The organism is Thalassotalea insulae, assembly GCF_030161395.1.
In the GTDB taxonomy this organism is placed as follows: Bacteria; Pseudomonadota; Gammaproteobacteria; order Enterobacterales; family Alteromonadaceae; genus Thalassotalea_E; species Thalassotalea_E insulae.
This window is the reverse complement of the sequence record NZ_BSST01000001.1, coordinates 636,058-650,310: the sequence shown is the minus strand read 5'-3', so window position 1 is coordinate 650,310 and position 14,253 is coordinate 636,058. Positions and strand designations below refer to the sequence as shown.

The following is a 14,253-nucleotide window of genomic DNA, read 5'->3' as shown; positions in this document are numbered from 1 at the left end:
GTGGTGTATAACACCAATATGTTGGGGTCATCTTAGGAAAGGGTAATGACAATACAATGGGATGCAGATAAACCGATTTATTTGCAGTTATATCAGCTAGTTATCTCAAGGATATTAGATGGTTATATTAAAGAAGGGGAAGCCCTGCCATCTGTGCGTAAACTCGCAGCACAATATCAACTGAATCCATTGACGATTTCAAAGGCCTATCAAATGTTACAGGAAGAGCAAATTGTTGAAAAACAAAGAGGTAAGGGATTGTTTGTTAAACAGGGAGTACATGATGCCATGCTTGAGCGCGAGCGCGAGTTATTTTTAACCCAGCAATGGCCACAAATTCTTAAACAAATTAGCCGGTTGAAGTTATCTGCTCAACAGTTGCTATCGATAGATGTGGAGGAGCGGTAATGTCTGCGTTAATTTCAATAAAAAAACTAACTAAGCGTTATAGTGGTAATGCTGTCGTCTCAGAGGTTAACTTGAAGGTGAATCCAGGACAAATTTTAGGTTTAGTCGGTCCAAACGGCGCAGGAAAAACCACCTGTTTAAAAGCATTGTTAGGCTTGACGGATTTTGAAGGAGATATTGATGTTTTAGGCTTTAACCCCAGAGCGCAACGAGCTCAGATGTTGAGTGATGTCGCTTATATTGCTGATGTTGCTGTTCTGCCTAAATGGCTTTCTGTCAAACAGGCATTAAGCTATATGGCGGGTGTTCACCCTAAATTTGATATTGAAAAAGCACGTTCATTTCTGGCAAAGACAAAAATAAAAGCTCATGCCAAAGTAAAAACCTTGTCTAAAGGCATGGTGGCACAATTGCATTTAGCGTTGATTTTAGCACTCGACGTTAAGGTTTTAGTGCTCGATGAACCAACCTTAGGATTAGACATCTTAACGCGTCGTGAATTTTATAATCAGTTGTTGCAAGAGTTCTATAGCGAAGATAAATGCATCATAGTGACTACCCATCAAATTGAAGAAATTGAGCATATATTAACGGATGTCGCTTTTATTCAGAACGGTAAGCTCGTGCTGGCAGAAAGTACAGACAGTATTCGCGAGCGTTTTAAGTTAGTGACGGTTGATGAGGCACACCTTGAACAGGCGAGTGCGTTAAAGCCATTATCTGCCAATCGCTTAATGGGCTTAACCACGATGTTATTTGATAATGTATCAGTGGCAGAGCTGAACACTTTTGGTGAAGTCAAAACGCCCAGTTTGGCTGATGTATTTGTCGGCGTGATGGCGAAGGAGGCATGCTAATGAATCGTTTATTATTAACGACCAGTATTAAAAAAGAACTGTGGGAATACAAGAAAATGCTGCTGTGGCTGCCGCTTATTATTATCAGTTTAGATATAGCAGCTCCCGTTATTAATTATTTACTCTCGGATGCGAGTGTAAATTATTGGATGATGAGGTTTGAGCGTTTAGCCTTGCAGAGTGAAAACCCTGAGTTTGCCACTGTTTTTTTTCATGGCACTTTTATGCTTTATATGCCATTTATCGTTATTGCAACAATCGTGCAGCTCTATTATTTTATCGCCTGTTTATATGATGAACGACGTGATATGTCGATTTTATTTTGGCGTTCACTGCCGGTGCCGGACTCGTTAACTATTGCGGTAAAGCTTGTGGTTGGTGCGCTAGTGATCCCTGCAATCTTTACGCTGGCGGCAACCGTTACCTTAGTAATCTTTTTACTGGCGTTTTTCGTGCTGTGTATCGTGCTGTTCAGTAGCTACGATTTATCTTTATGGGGGCTTTGGGTAAACAGTGATATATTGACCAATATTTTCAGTATTTGGATCAGCATTTTACCCTATGCGTTGTGGATGCTCCCTGTCTATGCCTGGTTAATGCTGGTGTCGATGTTCGCCAATAAAGCGCCATTTCTCTGGGCTGTATTGCCTGTGGTGATCATCCTCTTGCTAGAAGCATTTTTAGTGAACTATTTTAATTTATCTCATTATTATGTTGTTGACTTACTACGGAATTACTTTTCGCTAGCGCTAGTATCATTTAGTTTACATGGCAATAATATTCAGCAGTTACCTTTTACATTATTTGCCGATAATGTCAGTGTTGTTGGGGTAATTATCAGTGCTGGTTTGCTTTATCTGACATACTGGCTAAGAGTCAATCGCAGTCACGATTAGCGCTTTAAGGCTGAAAACAAAAAGTGAATGACAGCTAATCTTTGCTCACTAAGCTGAACGTAAATGACAAACCTCAGTTTTTCATACGATAAGAACGCACCATGCGCTCTTATCGTATGTTTACTTAAATTTCTTTGGCTATGGTGATCAATACTTGTTCCAGCGCATTGGCGTGGCGCTCAATATCATCAACTAATGACCAATCTACAGCGTCTAATTGTTGCTCTAAAACTGCCATTTCTTTTTGTTTTTGTTGCATAAGCTCGTCGTCAAGATTAGCAAGCGATGTTAATTGTTGAGCAATAGTGGATAAATCCTGCAAGCTTATCTTGCTTTTGCCATAAGGAATACTGGCTTGTTCTAGTTTGCGGACTTCTTTTTCGATAACGTGTGCTTTTTGTTCTAGTTGAGCTGAAATCTTATCGATCTTATCTTGATATCGGTCAAATTCTTGTTCAACCGCGGTGAGCTTATCTTGAATGACTTTTATTTCGGCTTGTTGCGCCGGGCTTAGCTCACTAAAGTGGAAGCTTTTACCATTGACAATATAAAGCGGATCTTTGTTGTTAGCTGCCGAATGAATGATGACCTGATCGTTATCTGCGTGATGGTGAACGATGTCGGCTTGAACATTTGGCGAGCTAATTGCTAATAAAGCAATAAAAGTAAGCGAACTGACCGCAGATAGTGTTATTTTGCTTAGTGATAAAGTGTGCATAACTGACTCCACAATAATTAATAAATAGTTGGGTTATTAATTAGGTAGCGCCAGCAAAGAAAATAGTTTATTTATTTTTGATATTTTTAAATAAAATAAATTGTTAATGGTAAATATTGTTATTAATCAATACTTTATTTTAACTGACCGTTAATTGTAATGTTCGGAAAGGTATTGCTGATAATTTTTGACGCCAAAGTAGCGAATGGATTTTTTTAGTTTGGTTTTTTTGGCAATAAGCAATTCACCGCAATAAATTTTTACGACTTGCTTATCGCCATTGCTATCTGTTTGATATTGGTGATTTGGATTCAATCGTAAATCATCAAATTCGGTTTTCATGATCAACTTCACAACAGCCCGACCTTTAACAGTACTTTTATAAGTTATTAATTTCTTGTTGCACCTGATAGCCCTGATCTGTGACTATTTTTTCTAATACTTGCACACGCTCTTCTAAATTTGCCACCTGTTTTTTTAACGCGATATTTTGTTCAGTAGTTTTACTGTTTTGCTCCATGGTTTTGCTTTTAAATTCCAAATGTTTTTTATACATGTCGTATAACACGCCGAAACCGACAGAAATTAATACGATTAACACCACCATAGTTGTACCTGTCATATTGAGCTCCTATTTAATTAGTGTCATTAGTTCTTTTTGAGCAAGATACTTATCCATCGTTGAGCGTAATAGTTTATAGAGTAAAATGGAACCATCAATTTCTTCTTTACGATTGGTTAAGCTTTCTATGTTTAACCCTAATGGTAAATCATAAGGTAATATCGCATCGAGTATCTGTCGCAAACTGTTAGCGCAAATTCTTATTGATTCGTATAGCGGCTGTTCAGCATTGAGGATACGTAAACTGGTTGCTTCTGGCACGCTAACGCCTAGCCACTCGATAAATTCCAGAGTTTTTTCACTGCCGCAAGGGGAAAAGGTCAAAATAAAGCGCTGTGGTTTGATGTTTTGCTTTTTACATTCAATGGCATAACGGGTCAACATATCAATTGTTGCCTGTGGATCATAAATCGCTTGCGAGATAAAAAAGTTACAGCCTTGCTGATATTTCTCGATTAATCTTTGATGTTCGTTGCCTTTAGCTGCATGGCGTTCAGCGATGGTGACACCGCCGATAAAAAAATCATGCTGATTATTAACCAGTGCTTGGTAGGCGTCTGCTAATGGCAGTGATATTTGATTATTTTTCGACGGACTGCCGACTAATACAAGATCTCTTACGCCGTATTCGCTCCAGGCTTCATTGGCCCATTGTTCAAATGCTGCGGTGTCTGACTGCACTACGCTTTTATAGGTGATCACCGGACGTGATGACTTTTGATTTAATAACGCGGAGTAATGACGCGGATCATGAGTGGATTTAAACGGAAAAGGACGCGGCTTGCTGGTACGGGAGTCTTCGTCCTGAATATCGTAGACAATTAAACCGTCAAAATCGATATCGCTGACACGGTCAAGTAATTTACCTGCGATATTTTCTACCTGTTCAAAAGGGGTATCACTTTTAGGTGGAGTCGTGCCAATAAAATACACCCCACGATTAATATCATTGTACCTTGCTCTTAACTCAGATCCGTTTTCCACTGTATTGCATTCTATTGTTGATTAAAGTGAGGGTTATCATAACCGTTTTTATGGTAAAAATCTTTGTTAACACTATGACAAAAAGTGATTAATTATCCCTTTTGTTGAAATACTCGCGTTTAATCCCCACTTGTTTTATTAACGAATAACTACAGATGCAACGGCGCTAAAAATGCACAATTTAATCTTTAGATGTTTATGCTTTTTTAGCTGTATATTTTATTTAACGTCAGCTGTTGCTCAGCCGTTAGCCAAGGTGATTAACAGCGACTATGTTATTCACTCTAGTGCATTAGCAAAAGTTGATGCAGCATCAGCCTTGGTAAATTTAGGTAATGTTGAAGCTAATGATAAGGTAGTTGCTCATACCTGGAGTTCGTCAGTTTTTATTGACTATGTTTGGCATTATTTCAAGATAATCGCTAGCGGTGTTCACCTGATAGTTGTGCTTGTTCTTTATTCTTTTACTTTACTTGCCCGTCAGTTACGTTTTTTCTGGCTTAGGCATTTAACCTATTATTCGGCTGATATTTCACAAAGGGCTGCTTGTTAATAATTGTTTTTAACTATTTGAATGATTAAATCTTTACAATTATTACAGGAAGCAAAATGGAATATTATCACCAGGTACTACTGGCTTTTCTGCCATGGTGCGTTTTTATTATCCTTGCGTTAATCGCAAAAAAGTTGCTGCATTTGGCTAAAAAGCGAAGGGGCTTAGCGATGGCATTTGGCGTTTTAGTTCAAATGTTATTACCTGATCCACAGGTGCAAAAAACCATTGAAACTGTCGTGGTACAAAAGCGAAAAGTCGATGGCTCTGAACAGGAGGATCAGGGAAATGATAAGGATTAATGAAGTTTATCGATAGCTGATAAAATATCTTTTTTGTCTTTTAGTAATTTTATTTCGCTAAATAACTCTTCGGCTTGTGGATACTGTAATTTTAAATAACGTATCCACTGCTTTAAGCGGCTGGAAAAATAAAAACTTTTATCGCCGTCAAGCTCTAGTTGTGCGTAGCGCTTCAGCTGCTGACAAAGCATTGGCCAAGACATTTTTTCTTCTAAGCCTTTAACAACATTTGCTAAATTGGGTGTCGCAAGCGCACCTCTACCTAACATCAGGTTTGATGTTTTCGCTTCTTTGATACAGCGTTGAGCGTCGTTATAGCTCCAGATTTCACCATTGGCACATAACTCAATTGGGTAATGTTCACTGATTTGACCTATATGGTGCCAATAGGCCGGAGGATTATAACCGTCACGTTTGGTACGCGCATGGATTGTGAGAAAGTTTGCTTTTGCACTGACGATGGCGCTTACTACTTCATTTAGCAATGAGGTATCGTCAAAACCTAAACGAATTTTAACTGAAAGTGTTTGCTCGGCGGAGATTGATTCTCTGACATTGGTTACGATTTGATGGATAGTTTCCGGCGACTTTAGTAATACCGCTCCGCCTTTGCTTTTATTGACGGTTTTTGCCGGACAGCCAAAGTTAAGATCTATGCCATGAGAGCCTAATTCCAATGCTCTGACGGCATTTTCTGCCATCCATTGTGGATCTTGCCCCAATAACTGTACCCGGACAGGTGTCTGATTTTTAGTCATGCCATTATTGAGCAGTTCTGGGCAAATTTTATGGAACACTTTCTTCGGTACTAGGGTATCTACCACCCGAACAAATTCTGTAATGCATAAATCATAGTGATTTAATGACGTCAGCATTTCTCGCATTAATACGTCGGCAACTCCCTCCATTGGTGCAAGAATGACTTGTTTAACGTGATTTTTCATGCAATTACCGAACTATTATTATTAGACATTTAGTGTAAGTTAACCTAGAGTTTTATTTTGAGAAAAAAATAACTTGGCTGAAATTTATTTTTAAATATCAGGTCTTGTTAAATTAGTAGTACTTAATCGATGTTATATCGCAATTATGTTGGCTATACCAATGGCAAGATATAGTGTCTAAGTTTTAAAAATAAAGGAAAACAAGATGAATATAATTAAAAAGTCTACATTGGCATTATTATTGGGGACATTTACATTGGCTTCTTTAGCGAGTTTACCAGCGAAAGCTGAATCAAATCCGTTTGAAGCACAAGGCATTGTCAGCATTGCGAGCGATGATGATAAAGATGCAAAATGCGGTGAAGGTAAAGAAGGCAAGAAAGCCAAGAAAGGTAAGTGCGGCGAAGGAAAATGCGGTGAAAATCGTAAGGCACACAAAGGTAAGTGTGGCGAAGGTAAAGGCGAGCACAAAGGTAAATGCGGCGAAGGCAAGCACAAAGGAAAATGTGGCGAAGGTAAAGGTGAGCAAAAAGGAAAATGCGGCGAAGGTAAAAAAGCCATGAAAGGTAAGTGCGGCGAAGGTAAAAAAGAAAAAAGTAAAAAATGCGGCGGCTAGTCATGCTTAAATGCTAGTTCTTTGAACGAGCTGTTAATAAATATTAAAAGCCACTAACCTATGTTAGTGGCTTTTTTATGTACAAGATGTACGGTATGTCGAAATTGCAGGAGCATAATTTCGTGTATGTACTCGACTGCATGGATGCAGGAGCTAGGACGAGGCAGGATGCCAGAGTCGATGATGTACGGTATGTCGCAATCATTTTATATGCTAAGTAGAAAATATAGCGCGGTTTACGCTATCGTTGATATTTATTCTCTTAAATGTAAGTCTATAGTTTATAATAACTTTTATCTTCAATTAGCAAAAGTAGTCAGTATGTTGGTATTTGCTATTTCACTATTTCACCGTCGATGCGTCGCATTTTGTTGTCTTTTGTTTTTGTTAACGTTACAAATTCAGGCACAGGAAATTAATAGGCCTGTTATCTTAACTTACGATATAGGTAGTACTTCAGCCTGGGTGCCTTTTGGTTATTCTGGTAACCAAGTTGATCCAGGCATACTGGTTGAGCTAGTTAGGCTTATTATGCAGGAAGCACAAATTGAATTGCATGCGAATTCTTTACCACCGAAAAGGGCTGTTCGAGCACTTGAAACAGGGGAGCTGGATTTTGATATCGTCAGTCCTAACTGGTTTAAAGATGGAAATATAGGTGATAACTACGTGAGCTCTGACGTTATTATCAACGTCACGGAGTATTTTATTACCTTGCCTGAAAATGCCAATAAATATCAAACATTAAAGCAAATTTATGGTGGAGTGATAGGTACTGTTGCTGGTTATTCATATGTTGATGACAACAAATTTACCCGAGCCGATTTTCGCTCCGAAAGTGAGCTTATGTTAGGGTTAAAAAAGCATCGTTATGACGTTGCTATTATGGAAAAGTTAGCTGCGCTATATTGGGCTCAGCACCACAACGTTGCGTTATCTTTTGCTGCTATACACACTACAGGGGGAGTAGTATTTCGTCTTAGGAAAGAGCATCAATCTCTTGTGCCGAGAATTAATAAAGTGATCAAAAAGTTTCAGCAAAATGGTCAAATAAATCAGGTAGTGAATAAATATCAGTCCGCTAAGTTATTAAATCGCATTTATACCAATAGAGATTGAGTGTTCATTAACGAGTGTGATTATTGACTATGCTCAACCAGTCGAGGTGCAAGTAAGCCATAGGCCAGATCATCATGGCGTTGTTGATTTAGTACGGAATGCGATTTAAAAAAACCTTCCCGCTCCATGCCAAGCTTTTCCATAACCTTCCAACTCGCATTATTGTCAGCACAACAGTGAGCTTCTATTTTTGCTACTTCTAACTGATTAAACAGGAAAGCTACTAAGGCGCGAGTGGCTTCTGTCATATAACCATGCCCTTGATATTGTTGAAGTAGCAAATAACCGATTTCTGCTCGCTCGGCTTCGATGTCCGCGATACGAAAACCGACACTGCCAATAAATTCATTGGTGTTTTTCGTTATTATCTTTAAGGTTAGCCAATGGTCTTGCTCGCCATCCCATGGGCGAATGCGGGTATTAAATTTTGCTTTAAGCTCCTCTGGTGACAGGATTGGCCCGATATATTGCATTAACGCTTTATCGCTTTGCAATCGGTTAAACAGTGGAAAATCATCTTGCTGCATTAATCTAATTTGTAAACGCTCTGTCGTGAATGACAGCTGGGTAGTGAGTAAACTAAGTTTCATAGATCTCCTTGAAATTATGGTGCTTTATTCTTATATCTTAACCTGTAACTAATTCACTTGTTAACAAAATTTGGACAACTATTATGAGTAAAACTGTGGTAATTACCGGTGCTAACAGAGGTATCGGACTGGCATTGACAAAAGTCTTTGCTTCGCAAGGAGAACAGGTGATCGCCTTGTGTCGTCAATCATCTCCAGCACTTGAACAATTAGGTGTCAAAATAGTCACTGATGTTGATGTTGCCACTGATACGGGGATAAGTCATATGGTTGATGCCTTAAAAGAGACGACAATTGATACGTTGATTTGTAATGCAGGTATTTTACGGGATGAACAATTAGGTCAATTAAATCTTAAGACTATACGAGAGCAGTTTGAAGTTAATGCGCTTGCGCCATTACGAGTGGTCGACAGCTTGTTAGCGCAATTAGCCAGTGGGGCAAAAGTTGCGATGATCACCTCTCGCATGGGCTCTATTGCTGATAATGGCTCAGGCGGGCGCTACGGCTATCGAATGTCAAAAGCGGCGCTTAATGCGGCGGCAATGTCGTTAGCAAAAGATCTTGCTGCGCGTGATATTGCAGTTGGTATTTATCATCCAGGGTATGTACAGACTGATATGGTTAATTTTGGCGGTGATATTTCATCTGATGAAGCGGCAAATAAAATTGCCGGATTAATTAACCAGTTATCGATGGCTGATTCTGGTGTTTTCAAGCATTCTAACGGACAAGTACTGCCTTGGTAGCTGTGCACGATTGCAGTTATTCTGTAAGTCATATTCGTATCTGGCAAACGGTGCAAAAAATTCCTGCTGGAAAAGTAGCTACTTATGGACAAATTGCCGACTTAGCGGGCTTACCTGGGCGTGCTAGGCTTGTAGGGAAAGCATTAGGCAAAGTCCCTGACGGAGGTTGGCAAGGGCAGATGGTACCTTGGTTTCGAGTGATTAATTCACAAGGCAAGATTTCTTTAGCTGTTGGTAGTGATGCTTTTGAGCGGCAAAAACAATTATTGCAGGATGAACAAGTTGTGGTGATAGGAGCAAGGATCCGGTTAGCTGAATTTCAATGGCAACCAGATCTCGCCGAACTATTATTTCACCTCGATTATTAAAAGACTTGCTATAACGATGAAGTGCGTCCACCATCAACCGGCAGGTTAATACCTGTGATATAGCCAGCGGCAGGTGATGCTAAAAATGCCGCCGCTGCAGCGAACTCTTCCGGCTGAGCAAAGCGTCGCATTGGAATGGTATTTTTTTCATTCTCAGTTGCCTGCTCAATCGAGATATTTTGTTTTTTTGCTTTGCCAGCAATAATGGCATCTAAACGGGCCGTTGCTGTTGCGCCAGGTAAAACATTGTTGACGGTAATACCAAACTCACCTAACTCATTTGCCAAGGTTTTTGCCCAGCTGGCTACTGCGCCACGAATAGTATTTGATACCCCTAGATTAGGCAATGGCTGTTTTACTGATGTCGAAATAACATTAATGATACGGCCATATCCCTGCGATTTCATATAAGGCAATAATGCTTGAACCAGATGATGATTGGAAACCAGGTGTAAATTAAAAGCATCAATAAAGCTTTGGCTATCAGCCTGATTTGCCGGACCAGGTGCTGGGCCACCAGTATTATTGATCAATATTTCATAGCCACTGGTTTCGCTTACCGCATTATTAATCACTTGTTTGACTTGTTCCGGCTGGCTAAAGTCGGCAACTAATAGCTGATGTTGCTGACCTTTACTGGTATCGAGTGCTGTTAATACTTCAGCCAGTGCTACTTGATTTCGAGAAAATAAAGTGACATTGGCACCAAGTGAGGCCAGTTCAATGGCGCAGGCTTTGCCTATCCCCTGACTACTGCCACAAACTAGGGCATTTTTGTTAGTTAAATCTATATTCATTAGCATCTTTCTTGTTATTGTTTGAATTTAGTTGTTGAAATTTAATCACATTCGCCCAACAAAAATAAGTAGTAACTGAGGTTAATTTAATAAAATTAATTTTGACGCGTGTCAGATTGAGTTGTTAAGCTTTAGTCGTTAATTGGCTTTTAGGAAAATTTTATGGGTGGCGTAACTATTCAAGGGCAAGGGCCAGCAGTTGTGTTATTACACAGCTCGTTAAGTAGTTCAAAGCAATGGCAAAGCTTAGTTGAAAAGCTGGCTGTGAATTTTACTTGTATTAATATTGATTTATTAGGCTATGGCAGAGCGCCTACAGTATCTGAAAGTTCAGAATATAATTTTTCTACTGAAGTCATACGTATTAAGCAAATTTTAGCTAAAGAGAATATTTCTGCCCCTTATCACCTGATCGGGCATTCTTGTGGCGGTGCCATTGCGCTAAAAATGGCGCAGGAAAACAGCGATGACTTGTTCAGTTTAACCTTGTATGAACCAGTAGCATTTCATCTACTTGAACAGCAGCATCAGCATGCAGTTAAATTTTTTGCTGACAGTATTAAGCAAGAAAATAATATCGATGCGGCTAAACATTTTGTTAATTATTGGAATGGCAATGGTTACTTCGACAACTTGCCCGCTAGCGTACAACAGCAAATGGCCAAGGGGATGGATAAAGTTAATCTAGACTTTAATGGTATTTTTGCTGAAAGCTATACCTTGGCTGATTTAGCCGACATCAGTTGTCCGTCGTTATTAATGCTGGGTCAGTATACTACTGCAGATAGTAAGCAGTTGAGTGAAGCTATTGCGAAAGCCATAGCTCAGTGTCAGTTAACCCAGATTGCCGCTGGGCATATGGGCCCGTTAAGTCACCCGCAATTAGTGGAACCTGTGATAGTGGATTTTCTTGCTAAGCAAAGTTAAATAACCAAGGTAAATTATTTTTGGTGCTGCGCTGCTGTTCGTCTTGAAGCTGCGCTTTACCATGCTTTCTGTAAATAAAAAGCCCAGCGATTAGCTGGGCAAAAAACATCAGGGAGAAATATCTTGAGTAAGCGGTTATTTTTCCTTGTCGTCTAATAAACTCTTACCATTAATCGCAATTTTTCTTGGTTTTAATGCTTCTGGTATTTCTCTTTCTAAATCAACATGTAGTAAACCATTTTCCATAAAGGCGCCGATAACTTTAACATGATCGCCTAATTGAAATTTGCGTTCAAAGTTTCGTTCGGCAATGCCTTGATGGAGAAATTTTCGGTTAGCTTTATCATCGGCAGCGGTTTTAGTACCAGTGATAATTAAATTACTTTGCTTGGATTCGATTTCAAGTTCAGACTCAGCAAAACCGGCAACTGCCATGGTAATGCGATATTGGTCTTCCGCCAATAATTCAATGTTGTAAGGAGGGTAAGACGACTGTTTGTCTGCACGAGCAGCTTTGTCGATTAATCCTGCTAAGTGATCGAAACCAATAAATGAACGATAAAGTGGGCTAAAATCTGTCGTTGTACGCATAATTCATATCCTATCTAGTTAGCAATATGCTGTTAATTTGTTTTTACCTGAGTGTGAGTGTCCAGACGATGCTGCGACGGTTAACTCGTTGCGTAGTAAAAACAATCAAATATGCCTTTCATAAAGAACAGGCGGTTTAATAATGTAATCCCATCAGGCGACTACAGTTTAATAGATAGGGCTGCGATTTTTCTTTTCAAGCATTTAAATAAAAAAAATTGATAAAAATATTTAAATGCTTGAAATTAAAAATTTAATTTTATTAGTTTATTTTTCTGTTGTGGTTGCAGTAGCGTCTTTTTTACTAAATTGTTCATTCAATTTTGCTAATGCCTGCTGGTAATCAGGATGGTTGGAAATATTAGCAACCAGTTCTTTATAAGCAACTTTTCCCTGCTTATCGATTATAAATATTGCCCGGGTTAATAACCCCATATCTTTGATTAACAGACCGTAGTTAGCTCCGAAGTCGCGCCAAACGCTATCAGATAACACTTGAATCTTATCGACTTTTTCAGCATCACAAAAACGTTTTTGCGCAAAAGGCAAGTCGTTACTGATAGTCAGCATCACGAGATCTTCAGGGAAATTTGCAACTTCTTCATTGAAGCGTTTGGTTTGTAGTGAGCACACGCCGGTATCTAGGCTTGGAACCACCGAAATCAAGATGGTTTTATCGCTAAAATCTTGCAGGGTAACGGGAGCAAAACTGTTATCGACCACCTTAAAATTTGGTGCTGAATCACCGACAGCGACTTGCTCACCGAGTAAAACGACAAACTTATCACCAGCTTTTACTAAGTCACCATGCTCTGAAAGTTTATCGGTGATGGTATCGTTGGCAAGTACATTTGCCGATGCGATCAAGCTAAATGCGAGCGGTAAAACAAATTTTTTCATATTCATGGGATATAACTTGGTTGAAATGACTTTGGTGAAAGCTTAACGCTGGCAAAAAAAAATAGCCAACAAATAGTGTTTTTTTTGATCTTTATCTATTGTTAGGGTAAGGAAAACTTTATTATATATCACATTATTAGCTGCACTTTGCCTCAAGTAAGTATTAACGGGCAAGTTCAATTGTCGCTAATGTTAATTTCATAAAAGAGATAGAAGAGAAGATATGTCAACAGCCTTATTAATTTGTGATGATTCCAATATGGCGCGCAAACAAGTGGCTAAGTCATTACCCGAAGGGTGGGACGTTGATATTAGTTTCGCTACTAATGGTGTTGAAGCGATAGAATTGATAAAGGCGGGCAAAGGCGATGTATTACTACTTGATTTAAATATGCCGGAAATGGATGGCTATCAAGTACTGGAAGAAATAGTTAAACAAGATTTACCGACTATGGTGATCGTCATCTCTGGCGATATTCAGCCTGAAGCTCATCAGCGTGTTACTGGCATGGGGGCGCTCGATTTTATTAAAAAGCCTGTAAATAAGGACAAGTTAACAGAGATATTGCGTATTTACGGTATTTTTGCCCCGGAAGACGAAGTGATAATGCCGGTGTTTAATACCGCGATCGAAGAAAAAATTGCCTTAGAGCCACTGACTGCTCCGATAGCGCCGGCAGAAGAGGTTAACCAAAACAAGAGTGAAGTACCCGAGCTATTAGCGCCTGATTTACGTGATTGTTATCAGGAAATAGCCAATGTTGCCATGGGGCAGGCAGGGGATTTGCTGGCACGGTTATTAAATGTTTTCGTCGTGCTACCTATTCCGAATGTCAACTTAATTGAAGTCAGTGAGCTGAGCATGGCGTTATCTGATGTTGAAGAGCATGAAAGTACGTCCGGGATATGTCAGGGCTTTATTGGCGCTGGTATCTCTGGAGAAGCATTACTGATATTAAATGACTCTAGTTTTAATGATATTGCCAATTTAATGAATTATCAGCTTGAGGTGGATGAACGGGCAGAACTAGAATTATTGATGGATATGGCGAATGTACTTATTGGCGCTTGCTTAAAGGGCGTATCTGAACAGTTGGACATGACTTTTAGTCAGGGACATCCTGTGGTGCTCGGTCAGCACAGAAAAATATCAGAATTAATTGCGTCTAATTCGAAAAAATGGAAGCGCACCCTTGCGATAGAGATCAGTTACAGTATTGAAAATTACCCAATTAAATGTGATTTATTACTACTATTTACCGAAGACTCGATGAAGACGTTAAATAACAAAATTGCTTATTTGCTGGATTAA

The 14,253-nt window shown here is 39.3% G+C and carries 20 protein-coding genes; 11 read left to right on the top strand and 9 right to left on the bottom strand.

The features are described 5' to 3' along the window. The first annotated feature begins 45 nt into the window (after nucleotides 1-45). The 3 genes from QQK06_RS03070 to QQK06_RS03060 are packed head-to-tail and all read left to right on the top strand — an operon-like array spanning nucleotide 46 to nucleotide 2,161. A complete protein-coding gene (locus QQK06_RS03070) occupies nucleotides 46-408 on the top strand; it encodes a GntR family transcriptional regulator (protein WP_284243124.1) in 363 nt (120 codons plus the stop codon). Continuing rightward, complete coding sequence (locus tag QQK06_RS03065; protein WP_284243123.1) at nucleotides 408-1,265, top strand: ABC transporter ATP-binding protein; 858 nt, start codon at nucleotides 408-410, stop codon at nucleotides 1,263-1,265. The genes QQK06_RS03070 and QQK06_RS03065 overlap by 1 nt, the downstream gene beginning before the upstream one ends. Next, nucleotides 1,265-2,161 carry a hypothetical protein gene (locus QQK06_RS03060; RefSeq protein WP_284243122.1) on the top strand — a complete coding sequence of 299 codons (897 nt, stop codon included), beginning with the start codon at nucleotides 1,265-1,267 and terminating at the stop codon, nucleotides 2,159-2,161. The genes QQK06_RS03065 and QQK06_RS03060 overlap by 1 nt, the downstream gene beginning before the upstream one ends. A 124-nt stretch (nucleotides 2,162-2,285) precedes the next feature. Here the strand turns inward: QQK06_RS03060 and QQK06_RS03055 are convergent, their stop codons facing one another. The 4 genes from QQK06_RS03055 to QQK06_RS03040 form a co-directional block, all read right to left on the bottom strand. Further along, the gene (locus QQK06_RS03055) at nucleotides 2,286-2,879 is read right to left on the bottom strand and encodes a hypothetical protein (RefSeq protein WP_284243121.1); all 594 of its coding nucleotides are present in this window, start codon (nucleotides 2,877-2,879) and stop codon (nucleotides 2,286-2,288) included. A 150-nt stretch (nucleotides 2,880-3,029) separates the two neighbouring features. Then, complete coding sequence (locus QQK06_RS03050) at nucleotides 3,030-3,221, bottom strand: hypothetical protein (RefSeq protein WP_284243120.1); 192 nt, start codon at nucleotides 3,219-3,221, stop codon at nucleotides 3,030-3,032. 37 nt (nucleotides 3,222-3,258) lie between these two features. Beyond that, nucleotides 3,259-3,501 (bottom strand): hypothetical protein, encoded by a 243-nt coding sequence (locus tag QQK06_RS03045; RefSeq protein ID WP_284243119.1) that lies wholly within the window; start codon nucleotides 3,499-3,501, stop codon nucleotides 3,259-3,261. 9 nt (nucleotides 3,502-3,510) lie between these two features. Continuing rightward, nucleotides 3,511-4,485 carry a hypothetical protein gene (locus QQK06_RS03040; protein WP_284243118.1) on the bottom strand — a complete coding sequence of 325 codons (975 nt, stop codon included), beginning with the start codon at nucleotides 4,483-4,485 and terminating at the stop codon, nucleotides 3,511-3,513. A 172-nt stretch (nucleotides 4,486-4,657) separates the two neighbouring features. Here QQK06_RS03040 and QQK06_RS03035 point away from each other — a divergent pair, with 172 nt between their 5' ends. Together QQK06_RS03035 and QQK06_RS03030 are read left to right on the top strand one after the other, a co-directional pair. Continuing rightward, nucleotides 4,658-5,038: a hypothetical protein gene (locus tag QQK06_RS03035; RefSeq protein ID WP_284243117.1), complete on the top strand. Its 381-nt coding sequence runs from the start codon at nucleotides 4,658-4,660 to the stop codon at nucleotides 5,036-5,038. A gap of 56 nt (nucleotides 5,039-5,094) precedes the next feature. Then, entirely contained in the window at nucleotides 5,095-5,340 is a 246-nt protein-coding gene (locus tag QQK06_RS03030) for a hypothetical protein (RefSeq protein ID WP_284243116.1), read from the top strand. Here the strand turns inward: QQK06_RS03030 and QQK06_RS03025 are convergent. Next, nucleotides 5,337-6,284 (bottom strand): tRNA-dihydrouridine synthase, encoded by a 948-nt coding sequence (locus QQK06_RS03025; protein WP_284243115.1) that lies wholly within the window; start codon nucleotides 6,282-6,284, stop codon nucleotides 5,337-5,339. The genes QQK06_RS03030 and QQK06_RS03025 overlap by 4 nt on opposite strands. A gap of 205 nt (nucleotides 6,285-6,489) precedes the next feature. Between QQK06_RS03025 and QQK06_RS03020 the strand changes: the two genes are divergently transcribed. Further along, the gene (locus QQK06_RS03020; RefSeq protein ID WP_284243114.1) at nucleotides 6,490-6,900 is read left to right on the top strand and encodes an HvfA family oxazolone/thioamide-modified RiPP metallophore; all 411 of its coding nucleotides are present in this window, start codon (nucleotides 6,490-6,492) and stop codon (nucleotides 6,898-6,900) included. A gap of 126 nt (nucleotides 6,901-7,026) precedes the next feature. Continuing rightward, a complete protein-coding gene (locus tag QQK06_RS03015; protein WP_284243113.1) occupies nucleotides 7,027-8,019 on the top strand; it encodes a substrate-binding periplasmic protein in 993 nt (330 codons plus the stop codon). A 20-nt stretch (nucleotides 8,020-8,039) separates the two neighbouring features. On the opposite strand, the gene QQK06_RS03010 is transcribed toward QQK06_RS03015, so the two are convergent. Next, nucleotides 8,040-8,609: a GNAT family N-acetyltransferase gene (locus QQK06_RS03010; RefSeq protein WP_284243112.1), complete on the bottom strand. Its 570-nt coding sequence runs from the start codon at nucleotides 8,607-8,609 to the stop codon at nucleotides 8,040-8,042. An 83-nt stretch (nucleotides 8,610-8,692) separates the two neighbouring features. Here QQK06_RS03010 and QQK06_RS03005 point away from each other — a divergent pair, with 83 nt between their 5' ends. Both QQK06_RS03005 and QQK06_RS03000 read left to right on the top strand, forming a co-directional pair. Further along, nucleotides 8,693-9,358, top strand: a complete 666-nt coding sequence (locus QQK06_RS03005; protein WP_284243111.1) for an SDR family oxidoreductase — start codon at nucleotides 8,693-8,695, stop codon at nucleotides 9,356-9,358. A 2-nt stretch (nucleotides 9,359-9,360) separates the two neighbouring features. Beyond that, the gene (locus QQK06_RS03000) at nucleotides 9,361-9,726 is read left to right on the top strand and encodes an MGMT family protein (RefSeq protein WP_284243110.1); all 366 of its coding nucleotides are present in this window, start codon (nucleotides 9,361-9,363) and stop codon (nucleotides 9,724-9,726) included. Nucleotides 9,727-9,734: 8 nt separating this feature from the next. On the opposite strand, the gene QQK06_RS02995 is transcribed toward QQK06_RS03000, so the two are convergent. After that, nucleotides 9,735-10,523, bottom strand: coding sequence for an SDR family oxidoreductase (locus tag QQK06_RS02995; RefSeq protein ID WP_284243109.1), 789 nt, complete (start codon nucleotides 10,521-10,523; stop codon nucleotides 9,735-9,737). 162 nt (nucleotides 10,524-10,685) lie between these two features. Between QQK06_RS02995 and QQK06_RS02990 the strand changes: the two genes are divergently transcribed. Next, entirely contained in the window at nucleotides 10,686-11,450 is a 765-nt protein-coding gene (locus tag QQK06_RS02990; RefSeq protein WP_284243108.1) for an alpha/beta fold hydrolase, read from the top strand. A 135-nt stretch (nucleotides 11,451-11,585) separates the two neighbouring features. Here QQK06_RS02990 and QQK06_RS02985 read toward each other — a convergent pair whose 3' ends face one another. Together QQK06_RS02985 and tpx are read right to left on the bottom strand one after the other, a co-directional pair. Then, entirely contained in the window at nucleotides 11,586-12,041 is a 456-nt protein-coding gene (locus QQK06_RS02985) for an Hsp20 family protein (RefSeq protein ID WP_284243107.1), read from the bottom strand. 267 nt (nucleotides 12,042-12,308) lie between these two features. After that, the gene (gene tpx, locus QQK06_RS02980; protein WP_284246558.1) at nucleotides 12,309-12,941 is read right to left on the bottom strand and encodes a thiol peroxidase; all 633 of its coding nucleotides are present in this window, start codon (nucleotides 12,939-12,941) and stop codon (nucleotides 12,309-12,311) included. Nucleotides 12,942-13,164: 223 nt separating this feature from the next. On the opposite strand from tpx, the gene QQK06_RS02975 reads away from it, so the two are divergent. Next, nucleotides 13,165-14,253, top strand: coding sequence for a response regulator (locus QQK06_RS02975; RefSeq protein WP_284243106.1), 1,089 nt, complete (start codon nucleotides 13,165-13,167; stop codon nucleotides 14,251-14,253).